The following is a 20371-nucleotide window of genomic DNA, read 5'->3' on the forward strand; positions in this document are numbered from 1 at the left end:
ATTAATTATGGTTTTGCATTAATTGATTTGTCCAATAGTGACTTCTTTCCCATTCTATTTGAAAATTTTTATAATATTTGAATGGATTCTTAATGTTTTGAACTCTATAGTATTTTAAAAACAATGTTGTTTTATACCCTAAAATTTGTGCTGTGGTAAAATACTTTTTAAAAAACAATAGTATTGTTGGTGAAGGCTTAGGCTTAATTGTATCATTATCCCAGAGTAATTCAGGTGTTGTTCTAAAGCCCCCAAAAGGAGCTTTTAGATGTAAAATTTTAGGTTCGGGAAGATAAATTATATCAACTCCTTTGTTTCTTAATTGCATTCCAAAATCGGTATCTTCTCCAAATCCATGCTCAAATGCCATTGAAAATTGCATCTTTTTAATGTCCTTAATATTTACAATACTACAACCAGAACCAAACGTTTCCCATTGTTTGACTGTTTTAAAAAGCTCTTTTTCTTCTTTTAAATGACACCTAAAAGTAAATGCCTTCTGTGTTGAATTATTGATAATTTTACTGGCTTCTTCAAAAAATTCATGATCTAAAACAATATCATCATCCGCTAAAAACACCCATTCATTCTTTACCATTTTTAAAGCGATGTTTCTTGCATTACAGGCGCCTGTTTGGTGTGTAAAATGATGTTTGATTTTAAAAGGCCATTTCTCTTCTACCAAATAATTTAATTCAGTTTTGGCATCAGTAATTGGATTTTGTTCAACAATAATAACCTGTTTTGGAAGTAATGTTTGTTGTGATAAATCCTTAAGCGTATTATATAAATATTTTTTTCTTCCTATAGTTGGAATTACAACGTCTATAGAAATATTATTGGCTTTTGAAATCGCTTTTTCCTCTAATTTTATATGATTAAAACTATTTTCTTTTAATGCTCTCCTTTTATAAACTAAAGAAAACAATAGTGATAACACAGAGCGCCTATTTTGATAAATCATTAAATTAACAAATAGCAGAAATACCCAAACCGCCTTATAATGCTGCTTCACAAACTTAAATAGCACAAAATTACTTGCGGTTTTATCAAGTTTGATTTTAGCAGAAACATTCGCTTTCAATAATTTAGGATTACTGTAACACAACACGCCTAAGGGCATACTTAGCCTCGCTAATGAATTTAAAAAATAATCAAAGTCAGTATCTGGAGTTATTTGATGTTCAACTGCCAATAGAATTGACGCATTTACACCACCAATAATACTACTCATCAACCAAGTTGGATATACAACCTTTCTGTTGATTTTAATAAAAGGCGTTTCGTTTACATAACCAATGGCATCTGTTAAATAGGGTGTTTCGTTTAAATTGAAGGACACTAAAGCCTTTTGCCGAAGCGCCACGTTCTGGAATTCTTCAAGATTTAAATCATCTTTTATATGTTCGTTACACCAAACTATAAATTCATCAGGATATGCTGTTGCAAGCTCGAAAAGTACTTTTGATACTTTTTTTGAAGACGCTTGAACACCTTCGGAAATAGCAGTATTCCAAATAGAAGTTACACAGTTATTTTGATGGTAGATTATGATCATAATATAGATTCATAGAATTCTACACTTTTTTCTGCAATTATTTTTCTATCAAAAGTAGTCTCTATCTTTATTTTTGCAGCAACTCCAAATTGCCGTCTCAACGCTTTGTTATTTAAAAGCCCGTCTATTTTATCTGCAAACGAATTATGATCATTTGGGTTTACTAAAAACCCATTAACACCATCATCTATAACCTCAGGCCCCCAACCAACATTTGATGCTACTATAGCTTTTTGCATTGCCATGGCTTCCAACCAAGAAACAGGTAACGCTTCTGCAAAAGTAGGAAACACACAAACGTCTGCAGTTTCAATATGATTTTTCATCGCTTCATATGGTACACTACCTTTATAATCTACGTTTTTAAATGCTTCTTCCGAAAACAGCGGCTTCATTAATGACCATGTAGAATTATTTCCTGTTTTAATATCGGAAGCATCCTTACCTATTAAAACCAATCGTGCATTAGGTTTTTTTGAATTAACTTGATTAAATATATGAGGTAATTCTAATAATCCTTTTTTTCTAATAAGTGTTCCAAAATACAACATAATTGGATTTTCGTTTTCATTATGTTGAATTTCAGATTTAAAAATTTCAGTATTAATTCCATTTGGTATGACCGTAAATTGCCTTTTTAGTTGGAACAATTTATTGGTTAGCTGACCCGTAAAAGCACTTACAGATATAATACCATCACAATCTTTCAACGCTTTTTTTTCAAAAAAGAAGTTGATGAATTTGACTTTACGTTCTTCTAAATGGCAAAAATAAGTGTCAGAGCCATTCTGCCGAATCACTATTGGACATGTTGGATTAATAAACGAAGAAATTCCAGTCCAATCTGGTGCTTCAACAATATCTATTATTTTTTTTGAATGAAGTGTGTTAATTAATTTTTCAATCTTCTTTTTGGTTAAATACCATGACAACCCTTTTAATTTCACATTTTTAATGGCGTAAAACTGAATACCATCGTCTTTAAATTGATGGTCCCTTTTTTGTCCATAAACCAGTAATACTACATCATGGCCTTGAATTACCAAAGCTTCTGCTAAATGCTTAATGCTTGTACCTATTCCTCCTGAATGTCCAATTTCTGGATGAGGATATTCTGGAGTTAGAAAGGCTATTTTCATTGATTTATTTTTATTAATAGTGTACTTAATTGTTTATTCAAAAAATCCAAATTAATTAAAATACCCATAAATAGTAGTGCTAAACCATATATGGAATTGAATCTTAAACCTGTATAGGCGTAAATAGACATAATACCTTGTCCAATAATTATTGCTAAAACCACCAAGCAGCTATGGAATATTTCTTCTTTCAATCCACTCTTTCCTTTAAACATTAATAGATATAGGGCTTGGGCAAAAATAAATAAGTAAAAAATTCGAAACGGTATTGCAATCCTGTCAAGAAATGTATCTTTTTTTAACATTGGTAAAGGGTTAAAATTAGCCTTTACTTTAGTAAACATTAGAGCCAACTTTTCATTTAAATCAATAGACGCTATAAATTTGATAGTACTTTCTTTATACATCAAATTTCTATCAAGAATACTCAAATTTTCTAAGTCTATTTGTTCTGAAGGGAAATCTGTTAAATTTAGTGCCTCGTTGGCTAAATCGCCATCTACATTATTAAAGTTATTAATAACATTTTTATTCCATCCTTTAGAAAGTACTGCGCCTTGAGATGCTGTAAGGTACAGTCCCTTATCAAACGTTTCTGAATTTCTAATTGGCCATATAGCCATTAAAACAATAAATAAAATACTATGAAAAAGCACCTGAATGGTATGTTTTCTAATATTAATTAATCCGTAAAACAATAACAATGCTCCAACAAAAAACACACTTACAGGATGACAAAGTACTACTAGAGCACTACAAACAATAATAAGCGTGCTGAACTTTTTTCTTTGAGCATACACTATAAAAAAGACTGTTAACACTAACAACAAACAGGCTGTAATACTCTCTGACAAAAAGGTTATGGAATACTTTATATACTGCGGCTCTAACAATAGCACTAAAAAGGGTGCTAACTGAAAGAAGCTGTATTTAAAGTGTTTTTTAAAAAGTAGTAGCGCTCCTAAAATAACACCTAACTCCAACAAAGCTTTTAGCAATATTAAGCCAAAAATATTATGGGTTATGACGTAAAATAATGCTAAAACAAATGGCCAAATTGGAGGACGCCAAGTAGCATGTTCTGTTGGGATGTTAGAATCGTTATCAGAATAGACCCAATGTTTGCTTAGGTTTTTACCAATTTTTAAATAATGGGTTTCATCTCCGCTATTATAAACTTTTTCTTTGGTGTAGTGGTTGGTTTTATAGGCTGAATATACATAGTATGCCTTAGGAATTAAGAATACTAAAACACATAAAATTATAAAAACGTGTTTTTTGAAAAACATATTATTTCACAAATTTATATTTCAAAATACAATAGATGGCCCTCATGCCATCTTTCCAACCAATTTTTTTTCCTTCGTTGTAAGTTCTTCCGTAGTAGCTAATTCCAACTTCATAAGCTCTAATGTTATCTATCCTGGATATTTTAGCAGTTACCTCAGGCTCAAAACCAAATCGTTTTTCTACTAAATTCAGAGATTTCAAGTGTTCTGACCTAAACATTTTATAACAGGTTTCCATATCCGTAAAGTTCATATTGGTCATCATATTACTTAAAAATGTAAGGAATTGATTTCCTAAACTATGCCAAAAAAACAAGATGCGGTGCGGTTTACTTCCTTTAAACCGACTTCCATAAACTACATCTGCATGACCATCTAAAATTGGCTGTAATAAAATATTATATTCGCTAGGGTCATACTCTAAATCTGCATCTTGAATAATGATTAACTCTCCTGTAGCCTTCTCTATCCCTTTATGTAATGCTGCCCCCTTTCCGTAATTTTTTTCTTGCTCGAAGTATTTTATATCAATAGTCTTATTGTTTTTTATGTACGCTTTAACGACTTCGGTTGTATCATCGGTACTGTAGTCATTCACAATAATGAGCTCTTTAGAAATAGTATCAAGCAACTCTACCTTAATTATTTTATCTAATATAAGATGAATAGTCTTAGCCTCATTATAGGCTGGAATTATTATAGAAAGTGTTTTTATGTTTTGATTCATATTTATTTAGACATAATTATTGCTTATTTTCTTTTAAGACAACTTCCAACACAAAAACATTTATGACGTATGAAAGCTGTTTAACTTTTCAATTTTAGATTTTTTTATTGCAAAATACTTTCCATACCCTCCCAAATCCGTTTGGATGCTTCATTTGGTTTGTCTCCTCTGTTTACAATTCCAAACCATTTTTTTGCAACAGGAACAGGATCAATTTTATTATCCAATATCAGCTTTATTCCAGAATATATATCTTCTTTACTACTAGCCCACACAACGGCATCTTTTGGCATGGATCTAAAATGCACATAATTGTAATTCTGACCAATATCTCTAATACCCTGCTTTAATTGTGGTTGTTCATAATTTGGATAAATACAAGGTTTATTATGAGCTACAAAATCAAACACCATACTGGAGCATATATTAACTACTAATTCGCTGTGGCGGCATGTATTTACTAAAAGATTAAAATCTTCGCGAGTTGGCATTACTTCATTCCAACGCTCGCCCATAGGTTTCCATATGGGGTCTAATGACGAAATAATATCTTTATATTTTTCTAAAACGAAATCATATCTGTCTGAAAAATCTATTGGAACTTTTCTATAGATAATACCTAAATTATAGCCCTCTTCTCTAAGTTTTTTTACGGCCTCGGCGGTATCTTGTAAATAATACTGATCTAAAGGTGAGGTTGTTTTATCATCTCCAGAAAAACAAATATATTTTCTATCAACATCCAATCCGTATTTTTCTAAAAAGTCTTTTCTGTCTAAAAGTAGATTTTGATTAAAGTGTGGTTCAAATTGTGGTGTTCCTGTTACAAATATTTGATGTTCTTTTGTCTTTGGATAGTACTGCATTAATTGCTCCTTCATAAGCTGCGACCAAACAAAATAATAATCGCATTCTATAGTACTCATACCCTTAGGCAAATTATCCCAGCTATAAATCCAACAAGCCGTTGGAATTCCTAAATCTTGGGCTGCCAATATTGGTGCGATAGCCTGGGTAGCACGTTGTGTTGTGCAAAAAACAATATCTGGACGGTGGGCGCTCAATTGCGCTTTACAATAATTGTAACGTTCTGTGCTTCTCTCAGCCTTATATATTTTGTTTTTAAGTTTTCCCCAACCTTTAGGTGTGCTATAGAAGCCTTCGTAAAACTTAACTATTAACGACTTTAGAATAGATTTACCCCCTTTATAAGATAGTGGAAATGTATAAGTGCTATATACAGAATCATTAAATCGTTTTTCTGAAATCTTTAACTCTACGCGTTTTCGAGCGCGATTAAGAATGGCCGTTTTCGGATGAATTTTGGTGTTTTCAATTTTTAATTCGGGATAACCTAATGTTTCCTTTATAGAAAAAACCGTGTTATTCCAATACACACTATTGAAACCCATACTATCTCCAATGTCCTTGAATTGGGTAAAGGCAAAATTTCGTAAACCAACACCATCAGGAAAAAGAATAAATACTTTTTTAGGGGCCATAAATCTTATGCTACTTTTGGTTTTTTAACTTAGTGCGCTGCACCTCTTCAATATCCAAAACATCTTTGCTTTTGTAAGTAAGTGCATTAAATACGGCATTTAAATCCCTGCTAAGCTTACGAAGCCCCATAGGTTCTAGAGACGCAGCATGATCGGTGCCTTTCCAAGTTCTATCGAGCGTATAATGTCTCTCAATAATTGGTGTACCCAAGGTATATGCAGCGATATCTACCGCAATACCTAAATGATGTCCTGAAAACCCGATTTGCTTAACAGTATCTCCATATTCGTTATGCAATAAATTAATATCCAACAAGCAAACATCCTCAAAAGGCACAGGATACCCGGATGTGCAATTGTAAAGCACCAAATCCTTACTTCTTTCTCTAGTATGAAAAAGAGCGACAAGGTCTTTAATTTCTTGTTTTGTTGTCATTCCTGTTGAGATATGTATCTCTCCTTTATAATTGCCACAAAGCCATTCCAACATCTCAAAATTATTATTACATGCCGAAGGAATTTTTATAAAATCCGGACGCAACGAAGCTATTTCTTTTGCTGAAGTAAGATCCCAAACAGAAGAAGAATACACAATACCAATCTCTTCACAATATCTTTTTAATTCGTTATGTTGTTCCAAAGAAAACTCAAGATATTCTCGGTGTGCTCCATAGGTGTTTCCGTAAGAATTTACTGGATTTGGATGTGGTGCATCATATTGGGATTTAGTCAATAATTCTATATTATTTCGCTTTTGAAACTTTACAGCATTAACATTACAAAATATCTTCGCAACCTTAATCATTTCTTTTGCAATTTCCATATCGCCTTTATGGTTGCACCCTATTTCTGCAATTATAAATGGTTTTGAGTATCTACTCATAGCGCTTATTATATTTTATTATGAGATCGCAAGCTTCTCTAATTGCGCCAGATCCTCCATTACTATTTAAAACTATATCAGAATATCTTTTAATAACCGTCATCGCATTATTTGGAGCCATGGACCAACCAACAAAACACATTGTTGCCAAATCATTTATATCGTCTCCCAAATATGCAATGTTACCAGTATCGATCTTGTATTTCTCTACCAATTGAAGCATTTGTGCATATTTATCTTTAACACCTAGATACACATCGTTAATCTTTAATTTTTTCATTCGGGCAGCTACTAATGGCGAATTCTCAGAAGTCATCACTATGACTTCAACACCTAACTCTCTTATAATCTCCAGCCCCATTCCATCACGCATATCAAAGTTTTTACTAAGCTCTCCTTTTTCAGTAAAAGCAACCTTTCCATCTGTAAACACACCGTCAACATCTAAAAACAAGTGCGTAATTGGCTTGCTAGTTTTAGTTCTAATTAATCGATCAATTAATAACTGTTCTACCATTTTCCAATCGGTTTCGTCATCAATTTCATGGTATGAGTCTTCGGGCATTTCTACTATAGCGATGTTCCCACTTATCCTGTTATTGCTTTTTTGAAGTGCTTTTTTTGAAGTTACATAAACAGCTCCATTTTCAATTAACAACCCTTCAAAATCCTGTCTTCGAGGTCTATTATTATAATCATAATTTATTGGCGTACCATTTGATTGCCACGCAAAACGATGTGTTTTAACTACTGAAAGTGCTGCATCAAATCCTTCTGATAATTTACTTAAAGATGCATTAATATCTTGATATGTCGTAAGTGGAGATGTAGCTTGAAGCAAACAAAATGTATCAAAATTATAGTCAATCTTTTCGCAATATTCTAAAATTGCAAACTCAGTTGATGCGGTATCTTCTGCGCTTTCGGTACTGCGGGCCATGACCACTACTTTATCTGTCCAATTGTAATTTTCACGAATATAATTGGCAACGATGGTATCGTCGGTATAGACAACTATTTCATCAAGATTAGAAAAAATGGCCTCGGTAAGTACCCAGGAAAACAATGGGCGGCCAGCCATTTTTCGTTTGTTTTTATTCGGAATTCCTTTAGAACCTTTTCTAAGGGGTATAAAACCTATAGTTTTTGACATCTTTTTACTTTCGGCTAAGATAAAATTTATATTAAGAATTTAATGCATTAAGTTCTTAATAAGTTATCGTTAAAAACATAATTTACGGTTTTATTCAACCTCACTTTTTAGTGTTTTCGGGCAACCAATAATATTCTGGTTTTGAAAGGTTTTTATATGCATTTAATTCTTCTTTTGTGAATCTATTTGAATGCTTTAATAGTCTCGGAAAATTATAAATCACATCAAAGCAGGCTTGCAATAACGCAAAAAATGCTCTTATGTCTCCTTTAAACACTTTTAGTTTTAGCTGCATGAACATCGTATATAAAAAGAGTTTTGGTTGCATGCGCCATGGGTAGAACAACACATACATATACCATCCTGCACGAATAGCGCGCCGTAGTCGTAACCTATAATCGTTATGCTTTCTTCTTTGTTTTAAATTTACCCGATGGTGCACTAAAACTTCTGGTAAATAATGTATCTCCAATCCTTTTTTAAACAATTGGAATGCAGCAAAATCTTCTTCGCCATAAAAAACAAACCATTCCAGAAAATTTGGTATGGCTTTCCATGCCTCTGTTCGCATGGCGAACCCAACAGCTCCGAAACCCTGTACCCTTTTAGCTTTCTTAATGGTGTCCGTTGAAGAAGGTTTTTCCTTATCCCAAAAGGCTCGAAAGGATAACAAAGCTGCTTTTGGATGCTGCTTAAAATAGGCTTCAACAGTCTCTAAAACATGATCTGAAATAAAATGGGCATCATCATCGATACTTAGAATGTATGGCGTGGTAACTTTGTTTAAAAGTTTATTTCTTGAAGCGTGAATTCCTTTAGAATTAGCATTCCTTAAAACATTTATTTTAGGATAATTTTCAACAATATATTGAAAAGTACCATCTGTTGAGCCATCATCGCAGAGGATACACATTACATCTTCTCGCTCAATAAGGTATGCTATCTTTTTTAAAGTATATTTTAATTCTGAAAGCCTATTTTTGGTAGCAATTGTTATTGTGAATTTTGCTTTAGGTAAGCTCATATCAATATTTTTTAATCATTTGCTTAGGCAAACCTTTTAATTTTAAAAAAGACTTGTTCAGAAAAGGGATGGAAATAAATTTAACGAACAACCTGTTTTTTAAAAAGTAACTTAAGGGACTTACCTTGTTTGCTTCATGAAAATTTGATTCTGGATTTTTGAAAACTTCATCAGAAATTGAAATATCCTCCATCCAATTTTCATAAGTGTTTCCCAGATGCAACGCAAAATTATCTTGGGTAGTCAATCTCCAATAACCTTTGGTTAGTGGGATTTTGTCTAAATACTTTTCGCTTATCCCTCCCATTTTAAATTCTATATATGAAACAACATCTTTAAATACATCCTTTTTATAGGTTGCAACAAAATGCCCAGAACCTATTAAAACATTCAAATCATCATTAATTTTTAATCCTAAATTATATTTTAAATAATCTTGGTTGTATGTTCTATCCCAGCCTATGCTATCGTAAAATTTCTTTAAAGCTTCTGGGTTCTTCACGGCTAAGAATTTAAGATTTTTATTAAAAAAATTATCAAAAATCACATTTCCGCAGTAGGCCTCATACATTTTAAATTGTGGCACAATACCAACCATTCCTGCTTTTGGCACTTCACTAAATATTTTAATTGTTTCGGCTTGCCAATTTGGAAGAAAAAAAACATCGGCATCGGATATGGTAACCAATTCAATTTTATTTCCTACCAAACCTTTTAAAATAGCATTTAGCTTTCCTATATTTTCAGTATGGATTACTTCATGAATTTTGTTGGTTTCATATAATTCATTAAGATATTGTATAACCTCTTTTGAACTTCCGTTATTAACTATTGTAATAAATGTTTTATCGTGAATGGTATGTAACAAAGAAGTCACGCAACGTTTAAAAACCTTGAGACTATCTTTAAAATAACCGTCGTGGTTGGGTATAAATACTGGAATAATTACTTGATGGATATATTCCGTTTTAGCTATTGGTTTGTCTTTATTTGGATTAAATCCTACTCGCATTATGATTTAAAAGTTTGCTTTTATTAATAACAGATTACAAAATATTTAAGCACTTAAAATAGCATCAATACTCTTTTTAAAATTCTCATCGCTAAAATAATCTCCAAATGGATACACAGCTTCATTTGATGTTAATCTATTTTCGATGAGAGCTTTCAACTTTTGCTTGATGTCTTGTTGGTCATTCATATGTGCTATAAATTGACCATCTTTTATGATATCCCTAAGTTCACTTCGTAAAGGGGAAATTGACAATATCGGCTTTTTTGTAAATGCTAAAAACGGTGCTTTCCCTACTAAAATATTACAATAAAGCGGGCCGTTTTCTAATATAATGTTTATATCTGCAATGTACTTTTGCTCATGAGCGGCATTTGAAAAGTTTATGCTCTTTAAGATTTTAATATTTTCAATTGATTGATATTTTTCTTTTAATCTATTAAACTCTGAGCTTTTTAAGCGTAAAATAAATTCGGTATTATCTCTAAAAGTCTTGTTAGCTTCTACCAACTCTTTATAACTATCTAAAACTATATCTAAATTTCTACCAAATTGTATGGCACCATGATAAGAAATAGTTACTTTTTTAGTTTTTGGATAGATGTCTTTTACGTCAGATAGGTCAAAAACACTTTCGTCATATTGATGGGGCAAACTATGAAATATTTTTTTCGACCCATATAAAAACTGCATATCCTTAGACATACAGTTTGCCGAACTCATACATTTTTGAGCTTGTGCAACAACGTTTTGCATGTTTTGTAATCTAGAAAGCTCTACACCAGACAGCTCACTTTTTGAACCTACATACCAATAAAGCGGGTAGGGATCATGAAAATTAACTATTGCTTTTTTTAGCACAGGCAAATCTTTAGTTCCTAAAATAGTTTCGTGGTTTAAGCCTGCACTTCTTACAAAAACATGGTCGTACTTATCGATATCAACTTGTGAAATATATTTTGCAAAAGATTGATGCACAAATCTATCGTACATTGAATAGTTAAATAGCCTCCAAGATATTCTATTAATCCATTTGACATGAAATGGAGGTTTTAATTTAATAATATGTGATGTAATCGAATTAACAGGTAGTAAATCTAGTTGATCTTCACTTTCATAAGTTTTTAGATACAGCACATCTATTATAGATTCAGGATATGCCATTCTTAACTTGGCTAAAAATGAGCGTGAAATAATACCTTGACTTGTTCCTGATACTCTCAAGTCTTGTTCTATTACTAAAAATTTAATCATTTAATTAATTTTATTGACTTTAAAATTTTTTCAAGAAACAACAAATACCTCTTAAAATAAAAATTGCCCCAATAATACTTCGAGAATTTTAGCCAAAATTTTATGTTTTTTTTATTATCAAGGAATGTTTTCTCTAACCTATAATGTAATTGCTCTTTTTGTTCGCTTTCAAAAAAATGTCCTTTTTCTCTAAGTAAGTAATAATAATATTGAAAAGTTGCTTCATTTTTTATTACTAAATCATCGGTATTTCCTGTAATATTCAAATCGCTTAATCTAAAAGAAACTATAGCATTATTTATTGTGAATATATTCTCAAAATAGGAACATTCCAAAACTGCCAAATAATCGCTATACCAAGCCAATGGCAATTCCTTGAATTTTACTTCATCTAAAACATTTTTTCTGAAAACATATTCACTTAAGGAGCTTCTACTGCCACCTTTTAATTTTCTTATTAAAAAATCTGTGGATTTTTCTATTTTCGGGTGGTTATGGATTTTCGAAATTTGCTCTCCATGTTTATCAATTACAATAGTAGCATATCTAATTACATTTATGCTTAATTGTTCTATTTCTTTTAAATTATTATAAAATTCCTCGACACAGTTTTCGCCAATGGCATCATCATCACACAACACCATGACCCATTTTTCATCCTCCACCAATTCTAGGCAACGGTGCCATTGTTTTACCAAAGAAGTTCCCCCAAGATTAGTTTCAAATCGTTTATACACAAAACTAAAATCCTCGCCATAGTTGTTCAATACATCTGATGGGTTTTCGCTACTGGCATCGTCTCCTATATAAACCCTAAAATTTTTATTGGTTTGATGTTTTAATGATTGTAGCGTGGCATTAAAAAAAGCACGTTTGTAGTATGGTATTACTATGGCTAACATGAAAGGTTTTGTATTATTTAGATTTGAATTTTAGTAACGTTGGAAAAACCTTTCTCGATAATTTTAGCAATCTCAATTTAGACAACACTTTTTTTATCAGTAACCCCGTTTGATAGGGTTTTGAGTTTTTAACTGTCCGCAATCTATTTTTATAATCTTCCTGGACGCGATAATACCTCGAAATCAAGACAACCGATAGCCTGTGATATTCTTCTTTACTAAGAATTGTTTTAAAATATTCGAAAGTTTTAATTTGGTCTGTAAGATAACTTTTAGAGATTGTTCTGCTCAATGGGTTTAATCTATAAAATGCTAAAGGTTTATCAATAAAAGCAGCTTTACAATCAGATTTAAATAATGTAACCCACACAATCCAATCTTCCTGAGCTGTTACATTTTCTGGAAACCGAATGGTTTTAAATAAAGAGGCTTCAAACAAACCACAATGAATTGGCACAGAAAAAGGGTCTTGCCATTTATAAAGTAGGGTTTCAAAAGTAAATAAACCTGCATTTAAATTACAGTACGGTTCTGTTGTTTTTTCTGAATTGTATGATAGCATTCTAAAATTGGAAACTACAACATTAACGTCCTTATTTTCAATAGCTGCAAAGGCTTTTAAAGAAAGTTCCAGTTTTTGTTTATCAAGTATATCATCTGCATCCAAGAACTGTAGAAACTTACCTTTCACTTTTTCTAATGCAAAATTTCTTGTGTGGCTTACTCCTGAATTTTCTTTTTTGTAATAAGAAAAACGGTTATCTTTTCTTGTCCAAAGTTTAGCTACTTCTTCTGTATCATCTTTACTCCCATCATTTACAATTATACATTCCCAGTTGGAATAGGTTTGTTGAAAAACGGACTGAAGCGCTTCGTTCAGAAATTCGCCTTGATTATAACATGGTACTATTATGGAAATTAAATCGCTAGTCATCTCTCATAAATTTTCTGTAAATGTTGGCCCATTTGTTATCTATCACTTTCTGAGAAAATTTTTTATCGACAAATTCAATAGCGTTTGCTCCCATTTCGCTTAAACTATCAGGATTAAGTGCAAGTAGCTTAATCTTATTAATAACATCTTCAACATCAAATTCTTTACAAATATATCCCGTAACTTTATCTTCTACTGTATATTTTACACCTCCAGAATCAAAAACAATTGCTGGTAAACCACAGGCTTGGGCTTCTAGTGTAGCCAAACCTTGGGTTTCTCTTCTGCCATCTATTAAAGGTACTGCCAACAACATATATACATCATGTTTCCAAAGTTGTTGCCTTACCTCATCTGGCGATTTTGCGCCTTTCATAAACACATGTTTTTCAAGATTGTAGGTTGCAATTAAATGCTCCAAATTAATACGCTCTGCTCCTTCTCCAATAATTGTTAAAGATACTTCTATTCCTGCTCTAATTAATTGATTTACCGCTTCTATACAATATCTGTGTCCTTTTATTTCATCTAACCTCCCTACTGTAATTAACTTTAGCTGTTTTTCTTTATTTTTTTCAATCTTTTTTGGATAAAAGAAAGACGTATCTACACCTACAGGTATTACCCTGATTTTTTCATTAGGACAACCTAAACCTTCTATTTTAGAAGCTAGATAAGGTGTATTGGCTGTTATTAAAATATCATTTTCAAAAAGAGTTTTGTAATAATTATTATTTGGGATATACCCGTACAGAGGAAAAAAAGCATCATGACCATGAAAGGTAACTATGGTCTGTGGCTTAAAAAAATTAATTTTCTTTAAGACTGCTATAGGTTTGTGGTTGGTGCCGTATTGCACATGGAAAATAGTTGCATCATTAAATTGTTTATAGAAACGCCATTCAAATAACCATGTAAGGCTAAACTTAGAATGTGCTTTGTAGTATTTAATGATATGACTTAGATGCTTAAAATTGAATATTAAAATTTGAATCCATGTTAAAAGGCGATAGGCTTTATTTACAGGAATTTTATAATCTTCAACTATAACTTTTTCTAGTAAACCATATTCTTCGATTAAACCAGAACAAACTTCGGCATTTGTTGTCACTAGTTTTCTAACAAGAATTTTTACATCATAACCCATTTTTATTGCCGTAATAACTTGTGCAACAATAAATGTTTCAGAAATATGGGGAAACTCAGGGATTTTAAAAACAATTAACTTTTTTGGACTAGAATCTAACACACTAAAACTATTCTTTAAGACATTACATAGCCAAATTTTGATTTCTTAAACAAAGAAATAATTAAAAAGCTAAAGATAAAACATATTAATGCTACAAATAATATACTAAAAATTGGACTAAACAAGGATACATCAAAATCAATAAGCCTTAATAAATCAAGAACTAACGGATGAATAAGATATATACCAAAACAGCACTTACTTAACAGATGAATAATAGATTTTACTCTTTTATTTATTACTGTATATTCATTAAAAAGAACAAATAATCCTGCTGAAGCTAGTAGCGTATTCAAAGTCAAGTATTCATAAAAAAAGTAATAGAATTTCATGTTTTTAAAAGTGAAAAAATAAGTGCCAAAAACAGTAATAAAGAAGCCTAAAACAACAAATAAAATTGCTAAGAAATTTTGTTTTAATTTATATTGAGACAAATAATAACCTAAAACAAAATACCCTATATAACCTGTAAAATATGAAAAATCTATTTTAGGAAAGAATATTTTAAATCCGGGGATTTCTAATATAAGCGTGAAAACCCAAATAATAATAAAATATAAAATTTCATGTTGGGAGGCATTTTTAATCCATTTTCTGAGGATTGGCGTGATTAAATAAAGACCAATCAATACATAGATAAACCATAAGTGATATTCGCTTCCATAGAACACATCTTTTATGACTTTATTTAAATTGAACACCTCGCTCCCCAATATATACCGATGAAAAATGCTATAAAAAATTGACCAAATTAAAAATGCCGGTAAAATTTTACCCAATCTTTTTTTTAAAAAAACCTTTAGATTATAGTCTTTATTTAATAACAACGCACCACTAATCATAAAAAACATGGGTACGGCATACCTGCTTATGCCGTCATAAAAATTAGCAACGTTCCAATCGTAATTAGATATCTCACCAAACTTAACTACTAGCGGTCCTGAAACATGAATTATTATTACAGAAAATGTTGCTATTATTCTTAAAATTGAAATTCCGAAGCGTTTATGGAGAGTATCTATTTTTTTATTCATTTTCTATTCCTTAATTTAAAAATTTCTCTTCGTTTTAAATTAAGTATCCATAAAACATCAGTAATTGGCAGTTTAAATAATGCCTTAATTCTCCATTGCTTGGTAATACCTATAGATGTTTTCTTAAAATAAAGTGAGAATAGCAAAGTTCTTCGAAATCTTTTCAAAATAGCCTTGAATTCGTGATGAAGGAAAACATTCTTTTTTTTATTTATAACCGCTAATTTTTTTAGCCATTTTATAAATAATCCAAAATCTGTTAGGGTTACCGGTTTATTTAATACTAACATTTTTGTTATTAATTCATCTGGAAATACATTTGTATTATAGTTAAGTTTTTTAAACAAAGAAAGCTTAATTGCAACGTCTCCATCTAACTGAATTTGCTTATGTATGGTCGATACCTGTGTATCGTGAATCCTATAATGGTAAAGCACTTCTTGTATATTATAGAATGTACATGACCATGCAATTCTGGACCAAAAATCATAATCTTCTACATGTTTTTTGTTTTCATTAAACTTAACACCTGTTATGGCTTTTCGTCTTATCATGACTGTTCCCAAACTCATAGCGCAGCTCGATAACATGTTGGTAACTATTTCGTCATGGGTTTCTTTGTGCCTTATAATGTTATTTGTTTTTCCAAACTCTTGAAGCCAACACCCACAAACATCTATTTCAGGATTATTTTCTAAAACTTGCAATTGTTTTTCAAACCGATTGGGCATGCTAATATCATCGCCATCCATTCTAGCAATATAGGTGCCCCTAGCCATTTCAAAACCTAAATTCAAGCTATCTATCAGCCCTTTATTACTATCTTTTTCTATAATTATAATTCTTGAATCTTTATAGGATTCAATTAAATTAATTGTGTTATCTGTTGAACAATCATCGATTACGATGATTTCAAAATCTTGAACAGATTGTAACAATAAGGAGTCGATACATGCTTCAATGTATGCTTCAACATTATATACTGGGAGTACTACAGAAATCTTTGAAGCCATATCATCATTCGGATTTGAAAACCTTTGTGTAAGCTTTATTAAAACGATACATTCCAATTCCTTTTATGTGAATTATTCCTGTAGCATAAAATATAAAACACAGTACAAAATAAAATTTTTGTTTCAGACTGAACAAATTCCCTTTTAAATAACTAATAATCAAAATAAAAACATCCTTTTTGTTTTCTTTTATTCTATCTAAAAAATAATCATTGAAAAAATTTATATTAAATAACCTTAAATCACTTTTGTAATTTATATTATGACTCAAATTGGTATGTATTGTATTGAATCTAGATAGGGACTTCATTAAAATACATAAAAAGGTTTTTGTTATTTTCTTTTCTTTTTCAACTCTATAAAAGGTATCAATTTTTGGGTTTCTTAAAATGTTTAAATCTTTATTTGCCGAAAGTATTTTTATATTGAAACTCACATCCTGAAACCTAGCTAGACGTTCATCAAACTTACAAGTGCTAAAAACGTTTCTTTTATATAAAGCTGAAGATGTATGCCAAGGTACATGATAGCTAAGAAATAGTCTTAAATAAGCTTCTCTACTTTTTTTGTCAGGATCTATATTTATGGCAGTAAACTCTTTGTTTGCATCTACAATTACCCCTGTATCTCTAACTAACACATCTGTGTCTGGACTTTTAACGATAAGATTAACTCTTTCTGATAAGCAATTAGGTTCCAAAATATCATCAGAATCCAATAATTGAATGAAGTCCCCTTTGCTTATTTCAAAACCATAATTACGGCATGCATTTGCCCCTTTTTGTCTATTGGAAGGTCTATGGGCATATATAAATCTACTATCTATTTTACAAAAGGCATTTAATATTTTATCCGTTTCGTCTGTACTACCATCATCCACAACTATACATTCCCACTTTTTATATTCTTGTCCTAACACAGAAGCAAGAGTTTCCCCAATAAGGCCTGCCCTATTATACGTTGGAATTAATATGGAAATTAATGGATTCATAATTTAACAGCGACAATTAAGTATTTTTATGAATTGCATTGTCTATCACATCATCAAGCACTTGTATATGGCGCTCTATCGTAAATAGTTCTTTTATTCTTTCTTTTCCTGCATTTCCTAATTGTTTTGCGTAGTGAACATCATCCAAAATCTTCATCATATTTAAACTCATGGTCTCAATATCATGTTCTTTACAAAGTAACCCTGTTTTATCATGTTCTATAACATCCGGGATCCCTGCGTGGTATGTGGAAACTACTGGTACACCGGCAGCACTAGCTTCTATAATAGAAACAGGAGTTCCTTCTTGGTCTCCAGAGTTGGCAGTTATAGAATGTTGCACAAAAGCAAGTGAAGTGGATAGTATTTCTATAAATTGCTCTCTAGATATAACGCCAGGAAATGATACACTATTTTCAATTTTTAAAGACTTTACTATATTTTCACACACCTCTAACAATACGCCACCGCCACCTAGTACTAGTTTAGCATCCGGATGTTTTTTTAAAACTTTACTAAAAGCCAAAATGGTATAATAAGGAGCTTTCTTATCAACAAAGCGCCCTAGTGCAATGAAGGTTTTTTTAGAAAAATTTGGATGTATATCTAAAAATGAAGGATCTGGTCCATAGGTGTTATAAACAATTTTATCTTCTGGACAGCCTAATACCAAAAATCTATGTTTCATAACCTTTGAAACCGCAATAACAGAACTACTATACCTGAAAACATCTTTGTAATTATTGTGCTTTTCAATGATAGATAGAACGGAAGCATCGTATCCATGAAAATGGGTTACTAATGGAATTTTTAAGTGCTCACAAATTTTTATAATCTGATGTGCCGTCATCCCATATTGGGCTAAAACCACTTGTATTTTATGCTTTTTTAAGGATTTAATAAAAGCAATTTCATTCTTGTTAAATGTTGTAAAACCAAGCTTTCTGTAGATTTTGTTTTTAAGTGAAAGTGTACGGCTTAACAATTTGCCATGATTCTCTAAATGCGTTGGTAGATTACCTCCATAATAATAGAAGACAGAACCTTTAAGTCTGTTTTTTTGTTGTTGTATAAATGTTTCTGAATACACATTTAACAACGGCGAAACCATCGCTATTCTATTTTCTTGCAATGCCATATAACCCAGTTATCATTTGTCCTTCTTTAAACACAACGTTATGTGCTTTATCATGTTTCAATAAATAAGATATAACAGGCTTTAAGAGTTTTGATAAATTTTTCCTTTTAAAGCTAGACATATCACTTCTTCTTACCCAAAGCCCCAGCATTTGAGCCATAGATGCATGCCACCCTCCTGTTGCTTTTATTTCAATAGCTTTAAAACCACTATTTTTTAAATGTCGCTCTAACGAGAAAGGTGTGTAACGGTATTCGTCATGTGGCACCTCATGTAAATTCCATAAGAAAGGAACTGTAAAAAAGAAAACACCTCCTTTTTTTAATACCCTAAAAGTTTCTTTTAATACTATTTCTGGCTCAGGACAATGTTCTAAAACCTCTGTCCCGAAGGCACACTCAAAACTATTATCTTCAAATGGCATTGATTTACCGTCCCAAGTAAAGTTTGGCTTTACTTTACTATCATATTCTATGGCACTTTCTATATCTAAACCTGTATATTCTTTTACGTCACTATGTTCTAATATGTGACTTTTATAAGGCATTTTACCGCAACCAATATCTAAAAGACGCCCTGAAAACTTATTCGTGTTTTCTTTTAAAACACTAAATATAGTTTTTCTAATGGTATAGATATCTAGGTTACTTGTTTTTAAATGTATTTGTGTAAAATTATTCAACCGCTTTCTTTTTTAATTTCAACAACGCAATCCTAAATAAGGATTTAAAACTTAAAACACGAGCCAAATATTCTTTTTCTGTACTAATATTAACCAGCTCTTTAATAGTCTTAATCGTTTTATCTAATAAAATTTCTTTATGGTCATTGTTTTTTAAGTAAGATAGAATACATGTTTGATAAATAATTATTTTTTCAAGCATTTTTTCAGTCGGCAATCCTGAATACACCCCTACTCCCTTGCGATAAACGGACATTACTTCGTCTAGTTGTTTAATAAATCCATATTGCGCATTAATAATATGTAAAAAATAATCGCCAACAGTACTATAACTAAACTCAAAGGGAAATTTAATGTTGTTGTTTCTAAACACCGCTGAAGCTGTATTAATAAAATTTCCTTGCGTTAACAAATCTTCAACTGATGCTGGTAATTCCTTTATATTATTATATCTAGCTTCGGTAATAGTATCTTCTAAAAAAGTATCATCTCGTAATATTTTGACTTTATGAAAACAAATACTGTAATTTAAGTTTGACTCTAAAAAGTCTACCTGTTTTTGAAGTTTTAAAGTATCAGTCCAATAATCATCTCCTTCAAAATAGGCTATATATTTTACTTTTGAGTCTGGAGAGGTAATCAGGTCCATCCAATTCTTTGCTGGCCCTATGTTACACTCTTGCAATATTAGTTTTATTACATCTGGATACTTTGCTTTGTATTCTAACAGAATATCCCTGGTACCATCAGTAGAAAAATCATCTGCAATAATTAATTCATATGAAAAATCAACTTCTTGCATTAAAACACCATCTATGGCTTGACGGATAAAATCTTTATGATTATAAGTTATTAAGCATACCGAAAGCAAGGGTGTGTCCATAGTT

At 31.3% G+C, this 20371-nt stretch carries 19 protein-coding genes; all 19 read right to left on the reverse strand.

Annotated features, from left to right (window positions below):
* Position 1: 1 nt before the first annotated feature.
* The 19 genes from ABXQ82_RS15960 to ABXQ82_RS16050 all read right to left on the reverse strand — a co-directional run bounded on the left by ABXQ82_RS15960 (position 2) and on the right by ABXQ82_RS16050 (position 20367).
* The gene (locus ABXQ82_RS15960) at positions 2–1558 is read right to left on the reverse strand and encodes a glycosyltransferase family 2 protein (RefSeq protein WP_367062016.1); all 1557 of its coding nucleotides are present in this window, start codon (positions 1556–1558) and stop codon (positions 2–4) included.
* A complete protein-coding gene (locus ABXQ82_RS15965; RefSeq protein WP_367062019.1) occupies positions 1555–2697 on the reverse strand; it encodes a glycosyltransferase family 4 protein in 1143 nt (380 codons plus the stop codon). Before ABXQ82_RS15965 ends, ABXQ82_RS15960 begins: the two co-directional genes overlap by 4 nt.
* The gene (locus ABXQ82_RS15970) at positions 2694–3986 is read right to left on the reverse strand and encodes a hypothetical protein (RefSeq protein ID WP_367062022.1); all 1293 of its coding nucleotides are present in this window, start codon (positions 3984–3986) and stop codon (positions 2694–2696) included. Before ABXQ82_RS15970 ends, ABXQ82_RS15965 begins: the two co-directional genes overlap by 4 nt.
* A 1-nt stretch (position 3987) precedes the next feature.
* Complete coding sequence (locus ABXQ82_RS15975) at positions 3988–4713, reverse strand: glycosyltransferase family 2 protein (protein WP_367062025.1); 726 nt, start codon at positions 4711–4713, stop codon at positions 3988–3990.
* 104 nt (positions 4714–4817) lie between these two features.
* Complete coding sequence (locus ABXQ82_RS15980) at positions 4818–6215, reverse strand: UDP-glycosyltransferase (protein WP_367062028.1); 1398 nt, start codon at positions 6213–6215, stop codon at positions 4818–4820.
* Between the two features lie 10 nt (positions 6216–6225).
* Complete coding sequence (locus ABXQ82_RS15985; protein ID WP_367062031.1) at positions 6226–7098, reverse strand: N-acetylneuraminate synthase family protein; 873 nt, start codon at positions 7096–7098, stop codon at positions 6226–6228.
* Positions 7091–8251 (reverse strand): HAD hydrolase family protein, encoded by a 1161-nt coding sequence (locus tag ABXQ82_RS15990; protein ID WP_367062034.1) that lies wholly within the window; start codon positions 8249–8251, stop codon positions 7091–7093. Before ABXQ82_RS15990 ends, ABXQ82_RS15985 begins: the two co-directional genes overlap by 8 nt.
* Before the next feature lie 100 nt (positions 8252–8351).
* Positions 8352–9275, reverse strand: coding sequence for a glycosyltransferase (locus tag ABXQ82_RS15995; protein ID WP_367062037.1), 924 nt, complete (start codon positions 9273–9275; stop codon positions 8352–8354).
* Between the two features lies 1 nt (position 9276).
* Entirely contained in the window at positions 9277–10287 is a 1011-nt protein-coding gene (locus ABXQ82_RS16000) for a glycosyltransferase family A protein (protein ID WP_367062040.1), read from the reverse strand.
* Positions 10288–10332: 45 nt separating this feature from the next.
* Positions 10333–11541, reverse strand: a complete 1209-nt coding sequence (locus ABXQ82_RS16005; RefSeq protein ID WP_367062043.1) for a hypothetical protein — start codon at positions 11539–11541, stop codon at positions 10333–10335.
* Positions 11538–12443, reverse strand: coding sequence for a glycosyltransferase family A protein (locus ABXQ82_RS16010; protein ID WP_367062046.1), 906 nt, complete (start codon positions 12441–12443; stop codon positions 11538–11540). The genes ABXQ82_RS16005 and ABXQ82_RS16010 overlap by 4 nt, the downstream gene beginning before the upstream one ends.
* Before the next feature lie 13 nt (positions 12444–12456).
* Positions 12457–13377, reverse strand: coding sequence for a glycosyltransferase family 2 protein (locus ABXQ82_RS16015; protein ID WP_367062049.1), 921 nt, complete (start codon positions 13375–13377; stop codon positions 12457–12459).
* Positions 13370–14626: a glycosyltransferase family 4 protein gene (locus tag ABXQ82_RS16020; protein WP_367062052.1), complete on the reverse strand. Its 1257-nt coding sequence runs from the start codon at positions 14624–14626 to the stop codon at positions 13370–13372. The genes ABXQ82_RS16015 and ABXQ82_RS16020 overlap by 8 nt, the downstream gene beginning before the upstream one ends.
* Before the next feature lie 14 nt (positions 14627–14640).
* On the reverse strand, positions 14641–15660 hold the full coding sequence (locus ABXQ82_RS16025) for an acyltransferase family protein (RefSeq protein ID WP_367062055.1): 1020 nt from the start codon (positions 15658–15660) through the stop codon (positions 14641–14643).
* Positions 15657–16673, reverse strand: coding sequence for a glycosyltransferase (locus ABXQ82_RS16030; protein ID WP_367062058.1), 1017 nt, complete (start codon positions 16671–16673; stop codon positions 15657–15659). Before ABXQ82_RS16030 ends, ABXQ82_RS16025 begins: the two co-directional genes overlap by 4 nt.
* Before the next feature lie 4 nt (positions 16674–16677).
* Positions 16678–17664 (reverse strand): glycosyltransferase family 2 protein, encoded by a 987-nt coding sequence (locus ABXQ82_RS16035; RefSeq protein ID WP_367062061.1) that lies wholly within the window; start codon positions 17662–17664, stop codon positions 16678–16680.
* A gap of 16 nt (positions 17665–17680) precedes the next feature.
* Positions 17681–18802, reverse strand: coding sequence for a glycosyltransferase (locus ABXQ82_RS16040; protein WP_367062064.1), 1122 nt, complete (start codon positions 18800–18802; stop codon positions 17681–17683).
* Complete coding sequence (locus ABXQ82_RS16045; protein WP_367062067.1) at positions 18783–19484, reverse strand: class I SAM-dependent methyltransferase; 702 nt, start codon at positions 19482–19484, stop codon at positions 18783–18785. Before ABXQ82_RS16045 ends, ABXQ82_RS16040 begins: the two co-directional genes overlap by 20 nt.
* Positions 19477–20367 (reverse strand): glycosyltransferase, encoded by an 891-nt coding sequence (locus ABXQ82_RS16050; RefSeq protein WP_367062070.1) that lies wholly within the window; start codon positions 20365–20367, stop codon positions 19477–19479. Before ABXQ82_RS16050 ends, ABXQ82_RS16045 begins: the two co-directional genes overlap by 8 nt.
* Positions 20368–20371: the final 4 nt, after the last annotated feature.

Origin of the sequence: Algibacter sp. 2305UL17-15, assembly GCF_040720935.1 — a bacterium.
Lineage (GTDB): Bacteria > Bacteroidota > Bacteroidia > Flavobacteriales > Flavobacteriaceae > Jejuia.

Coding starts and splice junctions, on each gene's coding strand:
- ABXQ82_RS16000 (WP_367062040.1), bottom strand. CDS start 10,287: ATGCGAGTAGGATTTAATCCAAATAAAGACAAACCAATAGCTAAAACG.
- ABXQ82_RS15970 (WP_367062022.1), bottom strand. CDS start 3,986: ATGTTTTTCAAAAAACACGTTTTTATAATTTTATGTGTTTTAGTATTC.
- ABXQ82_RS15990 (WP_367062034.1), bottom strand. CDS start 8,251: ATGTCAAAAACTATAGGTTTTATACCCCTTAGAAAAGGTTCTAAAGGA.
- ABXQ82_RS16040 (WP_367062064.1), bottom strand. CDS start 18,802: ATGGCATTGCAAGAAAATAGAATAGCGATGGTTTCGCCGTTGTTAAAT.
- ABXQ82_RS15980 (WP_367062028.1), bottom strand. CDS start 6,215: ATGGCCCCTAAAAAAGTATTTATTCTTTTTCCTGATGGTGTTGGTTTA.
- ABXQ82_RS16015 (WP_367062049.1), bottom strand. CDS start 13,377: ATGACTAGCGATTTAATTTCCATAATAGTACCATGTTATAATCAAGGC.
- ABXQ82_RS15985 (WP_367062031.1), bottom strand. CDS start 7,098: ATGAGTAGATACTCAAAACCATTTATAATTGCAGAAATAGGGTGCAAC.
- ABXQ82_RS15960 (WP_367062016.1), bottom strand. CDS start 1,558: ATGATCATAATCTACCATCAAAATAACTGTGTAACTTCTATTTGGAAT.
- ABXQ82_RS16010 (WP_367062046.1), bottom strand. CDS start 12,443: ATGTTAGCCATAGTAATACCATACTACAAACGTGCTTTTTTTAATGCC.
- ABXQ82_RS16050 (WP_367062070.1), bottom strand. CDS start 20,367: ATGGACACACCCTTGCTTTCGGTATGCTTAATAACTTATAATCATAAA.
- ABXQ82_RS16035 (WP_367062061.1), bottom strand. CDS start 17,664: ATGAATCCATTAATTTCCATATTAATTCCAACGTATAATAGGGCAGGC.
- ABXQ82_RS15975 (WP_367062025.1), bottom strand. CDS start 4,713: ATGAATCAAAACATAAAAACACTTTCTATAATAATTCCAGCCTATAAT.
- ABXQ82_RS15995 (WP_367062037.1), bottom strand. CDS start 9,275: ATGAGCTTACCTAAAGCAAAATTCACAATAACAATTGCTACCAAAAAT.
- ABXQ82_RS15965 (WP_367062019.1), bottom strand. CDS start 2,697: ATGAAAATAGCCTTTCTAACTCCAGAATATCCTCATCCAGAAATTGGA.
- ABXQ82_RS16005 (WP_367062043.1), bottom strand. CDS start 11,541: ATGATTAAATTTTTAGTAATAGAACAAGACTTGAGAGTATCAGGAACA.
- ABXQ82_RS16025 (WP_367062055.1), bottom strand. CDS start 15,660: ATGAATAAAAAAATAGATACTCTCCATAAACGCTTCGGAATTTCAATT.
- ABXQ82_RS16030 (WP_367062058.1), bottom strand. CDS start 16,673: ATGGCTTCAAAGATTTCTGTAGTACTCCCAGTATATAATGTTGAAGCA.